At 59.2% G+C, this 17210-nt stretch carries 20 protein-coding genes and 2 tRNA genes; 6 read left to right on the top strand and 16 right to left on the bottom strand.

From position 1 onward, the window contains the following. The first annotated feature begins 92 nt into the window (after positions 1-92). On the top strand, positions 93-500 hold the full coding sequence (locus B1722_RS19320) for an MbcA/ParS/Xre antitoxin family protein (RefSeq protein ID WP_041071327.1): 408 nt from the start codon (positions 93-95) through the stop codon (positions 498-500). Next, the gene (locus tag B1722_RS19315; RefSeq protein ID WP_041071330.1) at positions 497-1177 is read left to right on the top strand and encodes an RES family NAD+ phosphorylase; all 681 of its coding nucleotides are present in this window, start codon (positions 497-499) and stop codon (positions 1175-1177) included. Before B1722_RS19320 ends, B1722_RS19315 begins: the two co-directional genes overlap by 4 nt. A gap of 44 nt (positions 1178-1221) precedes the next feature. Here B1722_RS19315 and B1722_RS19310 read toward each other — a convergent pair whose 3' ends face one another. Beyond that, positions 1222-1503 carry a DUF3077 domain-containing protein gene (locus B1722_RS19310; RefSeq protein WP_041071333.1) on the bottom strand — a complete coding sequence of 94 codons (282 nt, stop codon included), beginning with the start codon at positions 1501-1503 and terminating at the stop codon, positions 1222-1224. Positions 1504-1972: 469 nt separating this feature from the next. On the opposite strand from B1722_RS19310, the gene B1722_RS19305 reads away from it, so the two are divergent. Further along, on the top strand, positions 1973-2155 hold the full coding sequence (locus tag B1722_RS19305; RefSeq protein WP_041071532.1) for a type II toxin-antitoxin system HicA family toxin: 183 nt from the start codon (positions 1973-1975) through the stop codon (positions 2153-2155). 30 nt (positions 2156-2185) lie between these two features. Next, entirely contained in the window at positions 2186-2611 is a 426-nt protein-coding gene (locus B1722_RS19300) for a type II toxin-antitoxin system HicB family antitoxin (protein WP_041071336.1), read from the top strand. A 285-nt stretch (positions 2612-2896) separates the two neighbouring features. Here B1722_RS19300 and B1722_RS19295 read toward each other — a convergent pair whose 3' ends face one another. The 7 genes from B1722_RS19295 to B1722_RS19265 all read right to left on the bottom strand — a co-directional run bounded on the left by B1722_RS19295 (position 2897) and on the right by B1722_RS19265 (position 8230). Beyond that, on the bottom strand, positions 2897-3136 hold the full coding sequence (locus B1722_RS19295) for a hypothetical protein (protein WP_041071339.1): 240 nt from the start codon (positions 3134-3136) through the stop codon (positions 2897-2899). 387 nt (positions 3137-3523) lie between these two features. Continuing rightward, positions 3524-3599 (bottom strand) — tRNA-Thr (locus tag B1722_RS19290). A gap of 419 nt (positions 3600-4018) precedes the next feature. Further along, the gene (locus B1722_RS19285) at positions 4019-5254 is read right to left on the bottom strand and encodes a methyltransferase (RefSeq protein ID WP_041071342.1); all 1236 of its coding nucleotides are present in this window, start codon (positions 5252-5254) and stop codon (positions 4019-4021) included. Next, a complete protein-coding gene (locus B1722_RS19280) occupies positions 5235-5924 on the bottom strand; it encodes an ABC transporter permease (protein ID WP_003220713.1) in 690 nt (229 codons plus the stop codon). The genes B1722_RS19285 and B1722_RS19280 overlap by 20 nt, the downstream gene beginning before the upstream one ends. Continuing rightward, positions 5921-6616, bottom strand: a complete 696-nt coding sequence (locus B1722_RS19275; protein ID WP_007961693.1) for an ABC transporter permease — start codon at positions 6614-6616, stop codon at positions 5921-5923. Before B1722_RS19275 ends, B1722_RS19280 begins: the two co-directional genes overlap by 4 nt. Positions 6617-6693: 77 nt before the next feature. Beyond that, positions 6694-7443, bottom strand: coding sequence for an ABC transporter substrate-binding protein (locus tag B1722_RS19270; protein ID WP_041071347.1), 750 nt, complete (start codon positions 7441-7443; stop codon positions 6694-6696). 13 nt (positions 7444-7456) lie between these two features. Next, positions 7457-8230 (bottom strand): ABC transporter ATP-binding protein, encoded by a 774-nt coding sequence (locus B1722_RS19265; RefSeq protein ID WP_041071351.1) that lies wholly within the window; start codon positions 8228-8230, stop codon positions 7457-7459. 552 nt (positions 8231-8782) lie between these two features. Here B1722_RS19265 and gabP point away from each other — a divergent pair. Continuing rightward, positions 8783-10174, top strand: coding sequence for a GABA permease (gene gabP, locus B1722_RS19260; RefSeq protein ID WP_041071354.1), 1392 nt, complete (start codon positions 8783-8785; stop codon positions 10172-10174). Positions 10175-10244: 70 nt separating this feature from the next. On the opposite strand, the gene B1722_RS19255 is transcribed toward gabP, so the two are convergent. The 3 genes from B1722_RS19255 to B1722_RS19245 are packed head-to-tail and all read right to left on the bottom strand — an operon-like array spanning position 10245 to position 12096. Next, entirely contained in the window at positions 10245-10697 is a 453-nt protein-coding gene (locus B1722_RS19255; protein WP_041071357.1) for a hypothetical protein, read from the bottom strand. 6 nt (positions 10698-10703) lie between these two features. Further along, a complete protein-coding gene (locus tag B1722_RS19250) occupies positions 10704-11117 on the bottom strand; it encodes a hypothetical protein (protein ID WP_041071360.1) in 414 nt (137 codons plus the stop codon). Positions 11118-11145: 28 nt separating this feature from the next. Further along, complete coding sequence (locus B1722_RS19245; RefSeq protein ID WP_086793959.1) at positions 11146-12096, bottom strand: alpha/beta fold hydrolase; 951 nt, start codon at positions 12094-12096, stop codon at positions 11146-11148. Positions 12097-12339: 243 nt separating this feature from the next. On the opposite strand from B1722_RS19245, the gene B1722_RS19240 reads away from it, so the two are divergent. Beyond that, positions 12340-12780 carry a hypothetical protein gene (locus B1722_RS19240; RefSeq protein WP_041071366.1) on the top strand — a complete coding sequence of 147 codons (441 nt, stop codon included), beginning with the start codon at positions 12340-12342 and terminating at the stop codon, positions 12778-12780. A 91-nt stretch (positions 12781-12871) separates the two neighbouring features. On the opposite strand, the gene B1722_RS19235 is transcribed toward B1722_RS19240, so the two are convergent. From B1722_RS19235 to B1722_RS19215, 5 genes are all read right to left on the bottom strand, one after another. Continuing rightward, on the bottom strand, positions 12872-13222 hold the full coding sequence (locus B1722_RS19235; RefSeq protein ID WP_086793957.1) for a hypothetical protein: 351 nt from the start codon (positions 13220-13222) through the stop codon (positions 12872-12874). Positions 13223-13388: 166 nt separating this feature from the next. Next, a tRNA-Phe gene (locus B1722_RS19230) sits at positions 13389-13464 on the bottom strand. A gap of 103 nt (positions 13465-13567) precedes the next feature. Beyond that, entirely contained in the window at positions 13568-13840 is a 273-nt protein-coding gene (locus B1722_RS19225; protein ID WP_008024947.1) for an oxidative damage protection protein, read from the bottom strand. Continuing rightward, positions 13837-14904 carry an A/G-specific adenine glycosylase gene (gene mutY, locus B1722_RS19220; protein ID WP_086793956.1) on the bottom strand — a complete coding sequence of 356 codons (1068 nt, stop codon included), beginning with the start codon at positions 14902-14904 and terminating at the stop codon, positions 13837-13839. Before mutY ends, B1722_RS19225 begins: the two co-directional genes overlap by 4 nt. After that, the gene (locus B1722_RS19215) at positions 14901-17132 is read right to left on the bottom strand and encodes an AsmA family protein (protein ID WP_086793954.1); all 2232 of its coding nucleotides are present in this window, start codon (positions 17130-17132) and stop codon (positions 14901-14903) included. Before B1722_RS19215 ends, mutY begins: the two co-directional genes overlap by 4 nt. Positions 17133-17210 lie beyond the last annotated feature (78 nt).

The raw sequence follows: 17210 nt of genomic DNA, 5'->3' as shown, positions 1-17210 counted from the left end.
GATAGTTACGATTGTTCGTTTGTGTATCAAAACTCAAAAAAATTACAGTTATGTACTAGTCTTCAGCTAAGACAAAAAATCAGGAGGCGTCTATGCCTACCTCATCCCCAGCCCTCACCCCGCGTGAACAACTCGACGTCCCCGAGGCCGGGCGCGTCGCGCTGAAGTTCTTCTTCAACCTCATGGAGCGCTGGGGTTGCAACGCCGAGCAGCAGCGCACGCTGCTGGGCGGCGTCGGCAACACCACGTTCTACAAGTACAAACACCTGCCGAACATACGTCTGCCTAACGACACCCTTGAGCGGATCTCCTACCTGATGGGTATTCACAAGGCGCTGAGCATCATCTTCAGCAATAGCCGCGAGCGCGCCTATACATGGGTCAGCAGCCCCAACACGGCTGCGCCATTCAATGGCCGGACCGCGCTGGATTACATGCTGGCGGGGAGGGTGGTCGACATCGCCGACGTACGCCGCTACCTCGACGGGGTGCGCGGTTGAAGGCCCCGCCGCTGGCCGAGCCGCAATGGCCGAAGGCCTACCGGATCGTCAACAGCAGCTTCCCGCCGATTGCGTTGTTCGAAGACGTGCTCGACCCCGAAGACCTGGAAGTCGCCTACGCGCTGGAAGCACTGACCAATGATCGCCTGATCGAGCAGGCCGGCGTCCTCGCCCGCGTGCGCCCCGAAGATCGGCTCTCCGGCCCCGGTTCAACCCCGGTGATGGCGGCGTTTACCCACATCGGCAAAAGCAGCCGCTTCACCGATGGCACCTTCGGCGTCTACTACGCCGCCAGCAGCCAGGCCGCGGCCATCGCCGAAACCTGCTATCACCAGGAACGTTTCCTCGCGGCCACCAACGAAGCGGATCTTGAGTTGACCATGCGTACTTACGTCAATCGTGTGGTTAAGCCGCTGCACGATGTTCGTGATGGTTTTGCACATTTGCATCAACCCGATCCGGAAGCCTATGGCCCGTCACAGGCGTTTGCCCGACAACTGCGCGAGTCTGAATCCTGGGGCCTGCTCTACAACAGCGTTCGTCTGCCGGGCCATGAATGCGTCGCCGCGTTTCGGCCGCCGGCGGTATCGATTCCGAAGCAGGGCAAGCATTTGCGGTATGTGTGGAGTGCGAGTCAACGCAGGATTTCGTTTGTGTTTGAGATCAGTCAGGTTTGAAACACAAGAAGCCCTCGCATCAACGAGGGCTTCATGTGGGTGATTTACATCAACGGCTTGTCCGGCGGCGCATCCATCACTTTCACGACATCATCGATCAGCGCCTTGCTCAATTCCTGCAAATACTGTGAGGCATAAGCGTGAAGATCAGGGTCGCGAGAGACTGTGGAATCTGCAGTGAGTAGCTTCGAGATGTGAAGCAAGTGTGAGGCGTGCGAAAGGGCGGCGATTAATGGCACACCACGATTGGTGCGGAACAGCGCTTGATTGGCCTGGAAGGAAAAGTGCGTGAGGCCTGGGGTTTTCAAATCGAGGTAGTCGGTCATTTCGCTTCACCTGCCGTACGTAAGGCGTGGTGTGAGGTGACCGGTGTGGCAGCGCGGCGGATTACGGATGGATCGATGGCATTCATTTGTGAACTCCCTGTATCAAATGAGAGCCGCCATTTTCGTTCTCAGGCGAAAGGGTGACAGCTATGCGCAGGCTGAGAAACCGGAGATACAGGAACCCGGCAGACCCGAAGGTCTCCCACGCACAGCCGCCATTACACGTGAGTGCGGACACAAAAAAGCGCCGGCAATCGTGATTTTAGGCGCTGGTGCGCCTGTATCTTACGCGGGTTCTCAGGCCCGGTCGCTGAATTGGCAGCGACGGGTTTGACGGTAGCTTGCGGAGGACGGGGGCGCAATCGTGGCCAGGTGGTGGCCGTTGCCATCTCTGTGTAGTGCAACACTTATGTTGCGATCGCAGCAAATATGTTGCACATTCGCTTTACCGAAACGGCGAGTGATGCACATGAAGTACAGCGAGTTTCGGCGATGGTTGAAAGCCCAAGGCGTTGAGTTTCAAACCGGCAAGGGCAGTCACTTCAAGGTTTCCTTGAATGGCAAATCAACTGTGTTTCCCGACCATGGAGCCAAGGAAATGGGCGAAGGGTTGAGAAAATCGATAATCAAGCAGCTGGGCCTCAAGGATTGAGACCCGGCTGTACCCATCTGAGGAAGTGTGATGTTCGAATATGCGTTGGAAGTTCACGAAGAGCCGGGCAGTGTCTGGCTGACCTGCGCAGAAATTCCTGAGATGCACGCCGTTGGCGACACCCTCGAGCAAGCGTTGGACACCGCCATTGATGCAATCGAGACGGCGCTCTCGATATACGTTGATGATCGCCGCTTGATTCCGACCGGGCAGGCAGGAGAACAGGCAAGTGACGTCGTATTGCGTCTGCCTGCGCTGACTGCAGCAAAGGTTGCTCTGTGGAATACGCTTTTGGAGTCAGGTTTAAGCAAGGCCGAGTTGGCACGTCGTCTCGGCGTACAACGGCCTCAGGTCGATCGCTTGGTAGATTTTCTGCATCACTCCAAAATCGAGAATGTTGAGCGTGCGTTGCAGCAACTTGGAAGGCGGATTTCGCTTTCGGTTCAAGCTGCATAAGTTCAGCAAGCGTGCGTTGGAGAAAATAGCTGAAGGCGAAAAAAAGGCATGGCAAATGAACTAGGGCGATTTCAGACGGACGTGATGGAATCTGTACGTCAGATGATGGCTGGAAAGGCCTCGCGCGTAACGCTGCTGCCGCTCTCGGCGGCCACTGAAGAGCAAAGGAAGGCCGGGGTTTCTCAAAGCGTTTTCGCCAACCTAAGCTCCGTAGTGACACGAGCAAAATAAGGTGGGGAAAAATAGAGTCAGACCACAGTCTCAGCTCAAAAAGTGGTCTGTCCCTTATTTCCCTGCTTTGGTCTGTTCAGGGAGGACGTTGGCTCGTGCCTCGTCTTGACTGCGCAACCAGCGTTCGGCGTCCTCAAAGGTGTTCATGCAGGTTCTGCCATAAGCCGACAAGGCCAGTATGCTGCGTTGGGTGAGTTGAATATCAGATGTGCACAGATCGATGAATAACGAGAGCGCGTTTCCGGCCTCCTCAAATGCTTCGCGGATTTCCAAGGCTTTTTTGCATGTAGACATCAGTTGACTCCCTGTTCCATGTTGTCGGCGGCGAGTTTATGCGCAAAGCTCTGCGTCAAAATCAACTTCGCGTATCAACTTGTGACGGATCTTCAGCGTTCGCTTATTTGAATTTTGTCGGTGGGGGAGTTCGATATCTCAACTGCTGACAAGGTGCTGAATGGCGTGTCTGCAGATTGTTGGCTTTGCTCCATGGGGAGGCCTTTTGCGCTGATGAAGTCAGGCGGTCTTGTGTGGGTTGCCGCGATCTACAGCAAAGATCTTTTAGATAGGGTGAGCGCTCATAACCTCAGGGTCAAAGTCATGATCACTCAGCTGTTGCGCTTTTCATATTCAAACGCCAGAAACAACAAAGCCCCTGCATTTCTGCAGGGGCTTCGTTTTGTATGGTGCCGGCACCAGGAGTCGAACCCGGGACCTACTGATTACAAGTCAGTTGCTCTACCAACTGAGCTATACCGGCGTGTGGGCGACGATTATAGCGATTGGGTGGGTTCTGTAAACCCCTGAATTCAGACTATTTTTACGCACGCGCTGTATCAGGCGCGGCATGGGCTATGTCGCTGGGTTTTAAGCCGCAAAATCGGGCTGTTCGACGTCAATCCAGCGGGCGAGTGTTGGCAGGATTTCTGCGCTGTTCAAGCACCCATTTCCCCCGTTTATGTCCTTTTGATTGGAAGCTTATGCACAACGGGTCGGCGCGACCTTGGCGTTGCAGGGGATTTTGTGGACACATTCTCATTTTGTGTGCAAAGCCCTGTTTTACAGGTTTTTTATCAATATGAACAAAAAATGACCAATGCTGTTTTGGTCATGCAATGGCCGTGGATATTGGATCCACGGGAAAACCATCAACAGAGTTATCCACAGGCTGTAAAAGTTTCAGGCGCGTTCGGCCAGCAGCAGAAAATTACGCGGCGTCAGCGAGCTGTCGCAGAAGGTGCCGAGTCGTACGACGTACCCCTGTTCGGCGAGGAAAATGGCTCGATCAAGAATCAGCCAAAGCTCCAGTGGTCGTCGGAATAGTCCGCGCAGTAATTCCAGGTTGCGAACTTCGGCCAATCGCTGCCAACCGGCGGCTTCCAGTGCCTGCCAATCTGGCGTGCCGACTGTGGATAACTCTTTCAGTGCTGCCAAATCGCGGCAGTAATCGGCGAAGGTTTTGTCCAGCCAGGCGCTGGGCAGGGACGGGGTGGGCAAGTATTCGTCTACTCCGCGCACTTGTCGTTGCAGCAGATCAAAGGCCAAACGTCGGGCCATGGAGGTGTCGCGCTGACGTCGGACCCGTGCACCGGCGGTGACGGTTTCGCTCATGGGCAGCGCCAGATCTTCGAGCGAGAGCTGTAGGGCGGATCGCAAACCCGCTGAGGACAATGCGTGGTACTCGCCGCGATTGATCCGGTTGTAGCAGCACGGGGCGATGGCCATCTGCTGACATCCGGCAGCGCTCGCCAGTTGCATCAGGCGCACATGCAGGTCGCCGCAGGCGTGCAGGGCGACCGGGGTGTGTTGAGCGCTCAAAGCAGTTGTGGCGTCTGCTGCCAGCACATCCTGCTCGACATGCAAGGCGTGCAAATGATGGCGCTGACTCAATGCCTGACCGCTGGCGACCAGCGTCGGATCGTATTCAACACAGGTCAGCTGTTGCCCGGCGCCCAGCAGGCGCCGGCCCAAATGCCCCTTGCCGGAACACCAGTCCAGCCAATGCGTTGGCGGCGAGGCGAAAGACAAACGGCTGCCGAACGCTTCAATCTGCTGCCACTTGCGTCCCGGCACGTCGACATTCAATCGATGGCCTGCAGTTTCCAGCGCATGTCCCGGCAACTCACCCACTGCGCTCAGCTCAGCCGACAACGCCGCCAAAGAGGCGAACGGCTCCGGGGCATCGACGAGATCGGCAGGATGGTTGTGCGCCCGCTCTGCATCTTCCAGTGACCGTCCGCGTAGCCACGAAGCCAATTCGGGGTAGGCGGTTTCCCATGGAAGCGAAAGATGAGTGAACGGACGAGGTTTCCACAGCGCCTGATGCGCCGTAAGAAAATCATCCAGCGCGGTGAAGCGGGCGAGTAACTCCTCGCCCGTCAGCACGTGGGAAGTTTCAACGCCCTTGGCAGGCATCGACGCGCAACCAGCGCTCCAGCAGCTTGAAGCCGCGCACCAGCACGTAGGACATCAGCAGATAGAACACGCCGGCGGCGAAGAAGATTTCCACCGGCAGGTAGGTGCGGGCGATGATCGTGCGGGCCATGCCGGTCAGTTCAAGCAGAGTCACGGTGCTCGCCAGTGCGCTGGCCTTGAGCATCAGGATCACTTCGTTGCTGTAGGCCGGCAGGCCGATGCGCGCTGCACGCGGCAGCATGATGTAGAACATCGCCTTGGGCTTGGACATGCCCAGTGCTCGCGCCGCTTCGATTTCGCCCGGCGGAATCGCCTGGATCGCGCCACGCAGGATCTCCGCGATGTACGCCGCCGTGTGCAGGGTCATGGTCGCGGTGGTACACCAGAACGGATCGCGCAGGTACGGCCACAGCGCGCTGCTGCGCACCGCATCGAACTGCGCCAGGCCGTAATAGACGAGGAACAGTTGCACCAGCAGCGGTGTGCCACGGAAAAAGAAGATGTAGGCGTAGGGCAAGGCGCGCACGTACCACAGCTTCGACGAGCGGGCGATGCCCAGCGGAATCGCCAGCAGCAGGCCGGCAATCACGGCAATCGCCACCAGCTCCAAGGTCAGGGTCGCGCCCTGCGCCAGTTTCGGCAGCCACTTGATGATCACTTCCCAGTTCATGAAGCGCTCCTCGCAAAGCCGCGAGCGGCGCGTTTTTCCAGGAAGTGCATGCCGGTCATCGCCAGCACCGTCAGGCCGAGGTACATGACTGCGGCCACCAGATAGAAGGTGAACGGTTGTTTCGACACGGTCACGCCGATCTGCGCGTGACGCATGATTTCTTCCAGACCGATGACTGACACCAGCGCGGTGTCTTTCATCAGGATCATGAACAGGTTGCCCAGGCCGGGCAGGGCGATGCGCCACATCTGCGGCATGATCAGTTTGGTGAAGATCCGCCATTTCGACAGGCCCAGCGCCACACCGGCTTCACGGTGGCCTTTGGGAATGGCGAGGATCGCGCCGCGGAACACTTCCGTGGCGTAGGCGCCGAAGCACAGACCCAGCGCGATTACGCCAGCGGCAAAGGCGCTGAGTTGCAGGTCGGGGTTACCGAAAAACTCACCGAGGCTACGCATAAGGTTGACCGTACCGAAGTAGATCAACAGCACCCAGAGCAATTCCGGGACGCCACGCACCAGGGTCGAATAAGTGCCGCCAAGCCACTGCAGCGGCTTGTACGGGGAAGTCTTGGCCAAGGCGCCGAGCAGACCGAGTACCAGTCCCAGGCACAGGGCCGTCAGCGCCAGTTTGACGGTCATCAGCGCACCGGCGGCGAGGGCCGGGCCGAATCCGTAGAGGTCGATAATCATGGATTTCTTTTCAAATCGCGGCAGGCAAGGCCGGGAGCCGGCGCCGTCGGTGGATGGCGCCGGTCCCGCAGGTCAGATCAATAGATGCTGAACGGGAAATACTTGTCGTTGATCTTCTTGTAGGTACCGTCGGCGACGATTTCCTTCAGTGCGGCGTTCAGCTTCTCGCGCAGCGGGTCTCCTTTGCGCACGGCGATGCCGATTTTGTCGCTTTCCACGACCGGGTCGCCTTTGAACTCGTAGGCCTTGCCTGCATCGGTTTTCAGCCAGTCGTAGTTGGCGTACTTGTCGGCGAGGATGGCGTCGACGCGACCGGAGGTCAGGTCCAGGTAGGCGTTTTCCTGGGTGTCGTAGAGTTTGACTTCGATATCGCTGCCGTAAGTGTCCTCAAGCCAGGTGCCCGCGAGGGTGGCGCGCTGGGTGCCGATGATCTTGCCTTTGAGCGAATCCTTATCGGTTTTGAACTCTTTATCTTTCGGCGCGATGAACTGCAGCTTGTTCGAGTAGTACGGGTCGGTGAAGTCCACCGCGCCCTTGCGCTCTTCGGTGATCGACAGCGAGGACACCAGGAAGTCGAACTTCTTGGCGTTCAGCGCAGGGATGATGCCGTCCCAGTCAGAGGTGACAACCGAGCACTCGACTTTCATCTTGGCGCACAGGGCGTCGCCGATGTCTTTGTCGAAGCCGACCACGTTGCCGCTGGCGTCTTTGTTGTTGAACGGCGGGTAAGCCGCTTCGATGCCCATCTTCAGGGTCTCGGCCATGGCCCCGGCGCTGAATGCGAGAGTGACGGCGGCGGCCAGGAAGACCTTTTTAAAATTCTGCATGCATGTTGCTCCGTTAGCGGTTGCTGGACATGAATTGTTTGCAGCGCGCCGAAAGCGGGTTTTCGAACACCTGCTGAGGCGATCCTTGCTCTTCCACCAGCCCTTGGTGGAGGAACACCACTTCGCTGGAGACCTGACGGGCAAAGCCCATTTCGTGGGTCACCAACAGCATGGTGCGGCCTTCTTCGGCCAGTGCGCGGATGACACTAAGTACTTCCTGAACCATTTCCGGGTCAAGGGCAGAGGTGGGCTCGTCAAACAGAATCACCTTCGGCTGCATCGCCAGCGTGCGGGCAATCGCGGCGCGTTGTTGCTGACCACCGGACAATTGCGACGGATAGGCGTGGCGCTTGTCGGCGATGCCGACCTTGGCCAGCAGCGCTTCGGCGACCTCGATCGCCTCGGCCTTGCTCTGGCCGAGCACGCGGCGCGGGGCTTCGATGATGTTGTCGAGCACGCTCATGTGCGGCCACAGATTAAAGTTTTGAAATACAAAACCAATCTCGGAACGCAGGCGGTTGATCTGTTTGCCATCCGCAGCAACCAGTTCGCCATTCTTGGCGGGCTTGAGCTTGAGTTCTTCACCGGCCACCAGAATCTGACCCTGGTGCGGGTTTTCCAACAGGTTGATGCAACGCAGGAACGTGGACTTGCCGGAACCGGAGGAACCGAGGATCGAGATCACATCGCCGTCGCGGGCGGTCAGCGAGATGCCTTTGAGCACCTCAAGCTGTCCGTAGCGTTTGTGCAAGTTGCGGATTTCAAGCGCGGGCGTGGCCTCAGCCATGTGCGTTCCTCATATATGTTGCGCTCCTGCTGTTGGCGGGCCTTCCTGGCGAGGCGGCCAAGCTAGCATAGCGTTTCAATGGCAGCCAACAGCGCTACGGGCGGTAAGCGGATGGCGTGTGGCGGGTTGTCGCATCGGCACAGCAGACTGTCGCCCCATCAACAACCGAACGGGTGTTTGAACGTGCAGGCCCGTGGGTGTTGCGTAAAAAAAGGCGCGATGTTGCCAGCTTTGGCGGGGTGTTGGAAGCGCTATCCGGCCGAACGTTCCTGATTCGCCCTTTTATTGTGCATCTCACACTTTTTCAGTGTGTTTCTGGTGCGCCTGTTCGCTTGAAAAGTGAGTCGCAGGGTAACGCTCTGGCGAATTGCCATTAATTTTAAGGACTTGCGATGACTGTCCGGTCGCGTTCAAAGCCGCGGGCCAGAAGAGTTTGAAACATTTTGGCGCATTTATTGCGTGCAGAATCTGGAACGCCCTGTTGGTTTCTTTTTACGAGAAGGAAAATCAGGCAGGTCGGACGCAATCGCTTTCCTCGCAAAGGTAGTTTCGATGAGCAGTACCCCAAGCTCCAATGGCCTCGAACAGGGGCTCAAACCGCGTCATGTGACCATGTTGTCGATCGCCGGTGTTATCGGCGCCGGTCTGTTCGTTGGCTCCGGCCACGCCATCGCTGCCGCCGGCCCTGCCGTGCTGCTGGCCTACGCCGCCGCCGGTACCCTGGTGGTGCTGGTGATGCGCATGCTCGGTGAAATGGCTGTCGCTTCGCCCGACACCGGCTCGTTCTCGACGTACGCCGACCGTGCCATCGGGCACTGGGCTGGCTTCACCATCGGCTGGTTGTACTGGTGGTTCTGGGTATTGGTGATTCCACTGGAAGCCAACGCTGCCGCGACCATCCTGCACGCCTGGTTTCCGAGCGTGGAGATCTGGGCCTTTGCCTTGGTCATCACCATGTTGCTCACGGTGACCAACCTGTTCAGCGTGAAAAACTACGGTGAATTCGAATTCTGGTTTGCCCTGATCAAAGTCCTGGCGATCATCGGCTTCATCATCCTCGGCCTCGCGGCGATCTTCGGTTTCCTGCCGAACAGTCAGGTCAGCGGCGTTTCGCACTTGTTCGACTCCGGCGGCTTCCTGCCAAACGGCATGGGTGCGGTACTGGGTGCGATCCTGACCACCATGTTCTCGTTCATGGGAACCGAAATCGTGACCATCGCGGCTGCGGAATCGAAGAACCCGGGCAAGCAGATTTCCAAGGCCACCAACTCGGTGATCTGGCGGATCGGCCTGTTCTACCTCGTCTCGATCTTCATCGTTGTGGCCCTGGTGCCGTGGAACGATCCGACGCTGGCCAACCTCGGTTCTTACCAGACCGTGCTTGAGCGCATGGGCATTCCGAACGCGAAAATGATCGTCGACATCGTGGTGCTGGTCGCGGTCACCAGTTGCCTGAACTCGGCGCTGTACACCTCGTCGCGCATGTTGTTCTCCCTCGGCAAGCGCGGTGACGCACCGGCGATGTCGACTCGGGTCAACAAAAGCGGCACACCTTACTGGGCGGTGATGCTGTCGACCGGCGCGGCGTTCCTCTGCACCTTCGCCAACTACGTGGCCCCGGCTGCCGTGTTCGAATTCCTGCTGGCCAGCTCCGGCGCCATCGCGCTGCTGGTGTACCTGGTGATCGCGTTCTCGCAACTGCGCATGCGTAAACAACGCATGGCCCGCGGCGAGAAAATCGTCTTCAGCATGTGGCTGTTCCCGGGCCTGACCTACGCGGTGATCATCTTCATCGTCGCGGCCCTGACCATCATGCTGTTCCAGGAAGCCCACCGCGTGGAAATCCTCGCAACCGGCCTGCTGAGCCTCATGGTCGTTGCCGCAGGCCTGCTGGTGGCGCGCCGCCGCAAGCTGGAAAACCGTGGTGCGGTGGTGTTGAACTGATCCGTCACGCGTAATGCAAAACGGCCGCTGTCAGTGATGACGAGCGGCCGTTTTTGTTTGTGCGCGAGGTTTATTCGCCCTTGTCTTCCTGGGTGTCCAGCGACTTGCCGTAAGTATCCAGCGCAATCCCGAAATCGGTGATGAACTGTGGCTCGGTCAGCCAGGCCTGGGCGGTTTCGATGTCCATGCCGTCGGCCCACATGCGGTAGTCGATCAGCATGTCGGCGGCCAGGTGAGTGGCGGCCATGCCTTCGTTCTCGGCGTTTTCCATGTCCAGCAGTTCTGGATGGTCAACGATGATGAACGCCAGTTCGCGCAGCAGGGTCAGCAGCATTTCGTTGCGACTGACGGCTTCGGCGTCGCGCATTTTGCTGAACATCGCCAGGGTGTATTCCGGGATCGGCTCGTCCAGATGCCCGGGGTTGTCGTCCTGGTCCAGCGGCTTACGGCCGACCATGCGGATGTGCTTGGCTTTGGCCTTGGCGCGTTTGGCGCGTTTCTGTTGCTTGTTCAGGGATGCCATGGGAACTCAGTTCTTCTGTTGGGTGTGTGCGGCGATCGCGTCGGACGCCGCCACATAGTCGGCCTGGAAGGCCGGGGATTCGATCCACGCCAGGGCGCCGGCTTCGTCGGTTTCTTGCGACCACTGGCGATACTCGATCAGCGCGGCGAGGATGAAATCCATCGCGCCTTCTTCGCCTTCCTGCTCGTAGACCAGCTCCAGCAGCGGGTCTTCGAGGAATGCGCTGCACATGGCTTGCTGGCTGATCTTCTCGGCGTCGATCATTTTCTTGAACAGCTCGGTCAGGTCCACCGATTCGAAGTCGATGCGGTCATCGTTCGGGTCCAGCTCGAGCGGCGCCTCGGCGCGTTTGGTGCGGTTCTGCTTGGCCTTGGTTTTGGCCCGGGCGGCGCGTTTTTGCTGCTTGTTGGCGGAGGCCATGGTGTGTTCCGTCGTGCGTGGGAAGGGCTCAGCTGCGCGGCACTGTCCGCCCGGGTGTGTCGGGGGGCAGTTCGCCGGTTTGCAGCCAGGTCAGAGCGATGGGCCATAGTGTGGCTTGGTATGCGCTACGAAAAAAGGCGAAATGTCCGACTTGTTGTTCGCCGATGTCCTGCGGCGCGATGCGCAGGTGGGTTTTGTGCGCATGACTGAAGTAGCCGAGCAGGCGTTCGATGGCCGGGATCGTGCCGTACGGGTCGTCGCTGATGCTGATCGCCAGGATGTGCGCGCGGACATTGGCGAAGGGCAGGCGGCCGGTTGTTTTCAGCAGTCGGCGGCCACTCGGACGCTGCTCGTAGCGCGCGGCAGGCGTGCTCCAGTCGCGCACGACGCCTGCTGGCGTGTCCTCCAGCCAGCCAAGGTGTTTGCCTGGGAAATAGCCACAGAGGCGCGTCAGAAGCGGCATCAGCACATGCCATTTGCCGAACATGCGCCAGCGCTGTTCCGGCGCGTAGTCGCGCCAGTAAGCGAACTGCGCGCCGACCGTCACCAGCCGACGAATGACCTGCCCGGACTCACCCAGTCCCGCCGCGCAACCGCCGAAACTGTGGCCGACCACATCGATGGGCTGGCCGGGGAACTCTCGTTGCGCGCGCTTGAGCATCGCCTCGAAATCCAGCGCGCCCCAGTCGGTCCATGAAGCCACAAGGCCTCTCAGGGTTGCCGGACGCGATTCGCCGATGCCTCGATAGTCGTAGGTGATCACGTCGAAGCCGTTGGCGAACAGGTAATCGGCGAAGCGTGAATAGTGTCGGCAGCGTACCGAGGTGGCGGCGTTGATGATGACTACCGGGCGTTGCGCATCGGGCAGGGCGGGACGCCAGGTGAAGCCGCCGAGCATAAAGCCATCTGCGGCAGCTTCTTTGAAAGGTTCGCTCACGGTTGCTGTGTCGGGCGTAAACGCGGGACTGCGTGAATTCATATGGACCTGTCCTTGGCGAAGACGGATCGAGAATGAGCTTCAACGCCGGCCTGCGCAATCACTCGGAACGCAGTGCGTTCCGGATTGAAGGTTAGCGACTCTGTAAATTCGAGCCGCGGTGCGTCTCGAATTAGTCCCTTTCGCACCCTGGCCAAGTGCCAATCATTCTAAAACACGTGCTTACCTGGCCGGATCAAATAAGGAGTAACGGTAGGGCTCTACAAGAGCCCGGGAGTTGTCATCATGAAACGTGTTCTTTCATTCCTGCTGCCCATCGCGGCGATGGCTGCATTGACTTTTCCGGCGATGTTGCAGGCGGCCAATCTCGACCCGATCGACAGTGCCGGTGTGCAAGTCCAGCAACAACAGCAAAACGGCATCAATTATCTGTCCGGCGGGATCGGCTTGGACGAGTCAAAAGCCATTCAGCAAACCCCCGGCTACAACCTCCATATGACCTACTCGGTCGGCATGCAAAACGAGTACGCCGCCAACGTCGACGTGACAATTGAAAAAGCCTCGGGACAAACCGTGCTGACCCTCAATCAGGCAGGGCCGTTGGTGTATGTGCAGTTGCCGCCAGGCAAATACATTGTGCGGGCCACGCTCAATGGCCAGGAGCGGCGCGACGTGACTGACGTTGGCAGCGGCACGGCGCGCAATCTGGTGTTTCACTGGAGTTGAAGTGGTCAATGGATGATGCACTGGCAACACATCAGGCGCGGTACAGTCCCGCGCCTGATGTGTTGGACCGCTCCGGCATTTTCTGAAAGTGTCACTGCCGCGTGCGCTTGGCCTTCTGCTTGTCACCGGGCTCGCGCGCCATTCGGTGAATCCACAATCCAATCCAGCCGACGGCTATCAGGAACAGAGTGCCGACGCACTGCGACACGATCTCGAACCAGAACATTCGGGGTTGCTGCGCCAGGGTGTAGGTGTGGCGTGGGCCGGATCGGTTCCAGGTGGCGATGGAGCCGCTCATCAAACTGTGGATGATCAGATAAGTTGACGCGGCGATGAGGAAGGCGATCAGTATGCCGACCACTATCATCAGCCAGAATGCAATCCGGCTCTGGCGATAGGGTGGCGGATGGGGCAGGGGCACGCGGGTTCTTTTCTGGTTCATCGAGCGGATGACCCTCTTCCATAAGGTGCGGCCAAAGTAGCGCGGATCGCCTTTGTTCGAAACCCGTCGCGCATTTGCGCAGCCCTGTAAAAAGGCTGGAGTGAGCCGCCATCAAATCGCAGGCATAAAAAAACCCTGAATCTTGCGATTCAGGGTTTTCGGTATTTGGTGCCCAGAGACGGAATCGAACCGCCGACACGGGGATTTTCAATCCCCTGCTCTACCGACTGAGCTATCTGGGCAACGGGGCGCATTAAAAGGGTTTTTCGGATTTACGTCAACGACTTTTTTAAAATTTCTTAAATTAATTCCGTCGCTTACGATCCGACCCCTGATTTTGCAGGTTTACTCTGCAGGCGGAACGTAGCCTTCGGCCTTGGCGTATTCCTCGCCGGAGAAGTACTTGTCCATTTCGCCCTGAAGATATTTGCGGTCTTCGGCATTCATCATGTTCAGGCGCTTTTCGTTGATCAGCAGGGTCTGGTGTTTCTGCCAGTCAGCCCAGGCCTTGGCCGAGACGTGGTCAAAAATGTCCTGACCTTTGGCGCCCGGGAAAGGAGCGCGTTCCAGCGCGGGCAATTCTTCTTTGTACTTGCGGCACATGATGGTGCGGGTCATGACGACTCTCCTGCGTTCAATACGGCGGCCGCGCGCTCGAGCAAGGTTTTGACCGGGGCGGCAAGGCCCAGGCGCGGCGGGGTGGCGAGGTTATACCAGAGCCAGTCGGCCTCGGCCATGTGATGGGTGGCCTCTTGTACCTGAACCAGCCAGGGTTCGATGGACAGCTGGAAGTGACTGAAGGTGTGAACGAGGCTTGGCAGTGCCTGCTGCTCACCCATGGTCAGCGAGTGCTGGTCGGCCAGATGTTGCAGGTCGTCGAGATCTTCGAGTTCCGGCAAGCTCCACAAACCGCCCCACAGACCGCTGGAGGGACGGCGATAAAGCAGAATCGCGCCGTCGCCATTGGCGAGCATCGGCATCAGCGTACGTTTTTGCGGGATCGCTTTGCGCGGTTTGGGGATCGGGTAGCGTGTTTCCAGGCCGAGCATGTGCGCCTCGCAGCCCTTTTCCAGTGGACACAGCAGGCAGCTCGGTTTGCTGCGCGTGCATAACGTGGCGCCGAGATCCATCATCGCCTGGGTATAGGCATTGACCCGATCATGCGGCGTGAAACGCTCTGCGTTGGCCCACAGCTGTTTGGCGACCTTCGGTTCACCCGGGTAACCCTCTTGCGCAGTAAAACGCGCCAGGACGCGTTTAACGTTGCCATCGAGGATCGGCGCGCGCAGGCCCATGCTGATGCTGGCAATGGCCCCGGCGGTGGACAGGCCGATACCCGGCAGGTCGGTGAGCTTTTCAACGTCCCGCGGAAATTCGCCGCCGTACTGGCTGACGACGATCTTTGCGGTCTTCTGCAGATTGCGCGCGCGGGTGTAGTAACCCAGCCCCGTCCACAGATGCAGCACTTCGTCCTCCGGCGCTTCGGCCAATGCTTGTACCGTCGGCAGCGCGGTCATGAAGCGGTCGAAGTAATTGAGCACGGTGCTGACCTGGGTCTGCTGCAACATGATCTCCGACACCCATACCCGATACGGATTGATGTCCTGCTGCCAAGGCAAATCGTGGCGGCCGTGCCGGTCGAACCATTCCAGCACCGCGGTGGAAAACTGCTCCGCTCTCATCGCTTGAACAGCCCCTTCAATGCGTTTTTCAATTCCGGGCTGACCTTGTCGCCGAGTTTTTCATCGATCTTCTCGCTGAGTTTGTCACCGGCGATTTTGGTCGCGACCTGGCCGAGACGTTCGTTGTCCACACGGCAGGCCTTGGCGCCCAGCTCCAGCGGACCACGGCAGCGCAGCGGCCACTCGATGCCGACGAACTTCTCGCCGACCTGACAGGCCGGGTCCGGCATCGCGCTGGTGTCGCCTTCGACGATGATGCCGACGCGGTAATCCATGCCCAGCACCCGCAGGTCGATGTCGCCGTCGCCGTTGACGGTCATGCCGGGGATGCGCACCTTCAGGTCCGGGTTGCTGGCCACGCCGTTGCGCAAGGTCAGGTTGCCCTTGAGTTCCTGGAACGGCGTGTCCTTGCCCCGTGGCTCGCCGCTGAGGGTTTTGCGGTTAAGCGTGGCGATGCCTTTGCACAGTTGCTGTTCAAGGTTGGCGTTGAGCAGCACGCCGTTGTTGATCACGAAACTGGCGTTGCCATTGAGGGTTTCGATCAGCGCCTGCTGGCTGTTGCCGCTGCCGGTGAGACTGCTGGTCAGTGTGACCAGGCCTTTGACTGGCGGGTTCTTGCCCTGGCTTTCGAGGATTTTCTCCACCGGCACGCGGTTGATCCGGGTTTGCAGATTCAACACTGGCGCGCTCGGGCGCACATCGAGGGTGCCCTTGGCTTCGAAGTCGCCGTTGTACAGCCCGCCGCGCAGGTTTTCCAGAGTCAGCAGGCCGCCCTGGCCGGTGGCTTTGAGCGCGGCGTTCTGGATCGGCAGTTTATCGAGGGTCAGTTGGCCGAAGCTCAGATCGGCATCAACGTCGAGTTTGGCCAGGCGCTCGACCGGTAGCAGGCGCTCGGTGCTCCAGGCGCTTTTGCTTGGCTTGTCCGGCAGCGGTGTGCTGCCGGCGCCGGCGCCGGCCATGGCATCGGCTTCGGTACTGGCGACTTCGGCCTGACGCACTTGCGTGGCGTTTTTGGCTTTTTCCGATTTCGGCGGCAGGTAGCGGTCGACGTCGAACGTGTCAGCCTTGAGGATCGCCCGCAGCGACTGCTTGGCGAAGTCTTCCACGGCAATGCGCCCGCTGAAGCTGCTGTCGTCGAGTTTCAGGTTGATATTGTCGAAGGCAACGCTGCTGGGCGTGGCGGCCACGCGGCTGACCAGCTCGACCTTGCTCAGGCTGCCAGGCGCCATCGCTGGCAGTGTCTGGCCGATGCTGTCGACGAACTTGGCCAGATCGAACTGGGCGATGGAGATGCCGCCAGTGATCTGCGGAGTCTTGTCGAGGTCGTTGGCTTTCAACTCACCCAAGGCGCGCAACTGGTTGGCAGATATCTTGATCCCGGTCCATTCGGCGACGTTCGCTGCCTTGTCCAGCAATATCTGCCCTTGGGCGGAGAAGGTCATGGCCTTGCCCTGCAGTGGATCGCCAGTCAGCTCGCCGGACAACTTCATGTCTTCGAACTTGTAGCGTTGCAATGCACGCTCGATGCGCAGCTCGCCATTGAGTTCGGTACGCACGCGCAGCACAGGCTGATTGGTGCTGAGGAACGCCGTGGCTTTCAGCGGAATGTTGGTCGAGTCGTGTACCGCACCGGTGCTCAGCTGGATGCTTTCGGCGCTGTACTGTTTGCCGGTCTGCTCATCGTTGTATTCAACCCGGGCGTTGTTGACGGTCAGGCTGTCGATGTCGAGGCGGATCGGCTGCGGCGGTTTTTCCGGCTGGGCGGTGGCCTCTGCGACAGGCGGGCTGGCTGGCGCAGGGCTGCCGGCAGGCACGGCAGGAGGCGGCAGCTTGCCGATGTCTTCCCAGTTGCCGTGGCCGTTCTTGTCGCGTTTCAGGCGCAGGTTCAGGCCTTCGACACGCACGTCGCTCATTTGCACTTCGCGGCGCAGCAATGGCAGCACGCGCACGGACAGACCAAGCATTTGCAGATCGGCGTACGGCTCGGTCGGATTGATCAGGGTGGCGATGCTGGCTTCATGCAGTTCCAGGCCCAGCCACGGGAACAGGCTCCAACCGATATCGCCATTGAGCGTCAGCTCGATGTGGGCCTTGTCGCGGGCTATCTGGCGAATCTCGTCTTTGTAGTCGTTGGGATCAAACAGGTGGGTCAGGGCGAAGCCCGCCGCCACAATGATCAGCAACAGCCCGAGAAGTACCAGACCCAGGATTTTGCCGAACGCTTTCATGGGCGAGTCCTTGTAGTTAGTCGAATTCGTAATTTAGCCGGGGAGTATAGCGCTGCATCCGCCCGGTTCGGGGCGCTG

It is taken from the genome of Pseudomonas sp. SCPG-7 (genome assembly GCF_002156405.1).
Taxonomy (GTDB): Bacteria; Pseudomonadota; Gammaproteobacteria; order Pseudomonadales; family Pseudomonadaceae; genus Aquipseudomonas; species Aquipseudomonas parakoreensis.
This window is presented reverse-complemented; position numbering and strand designations above follow the sequence as displayed.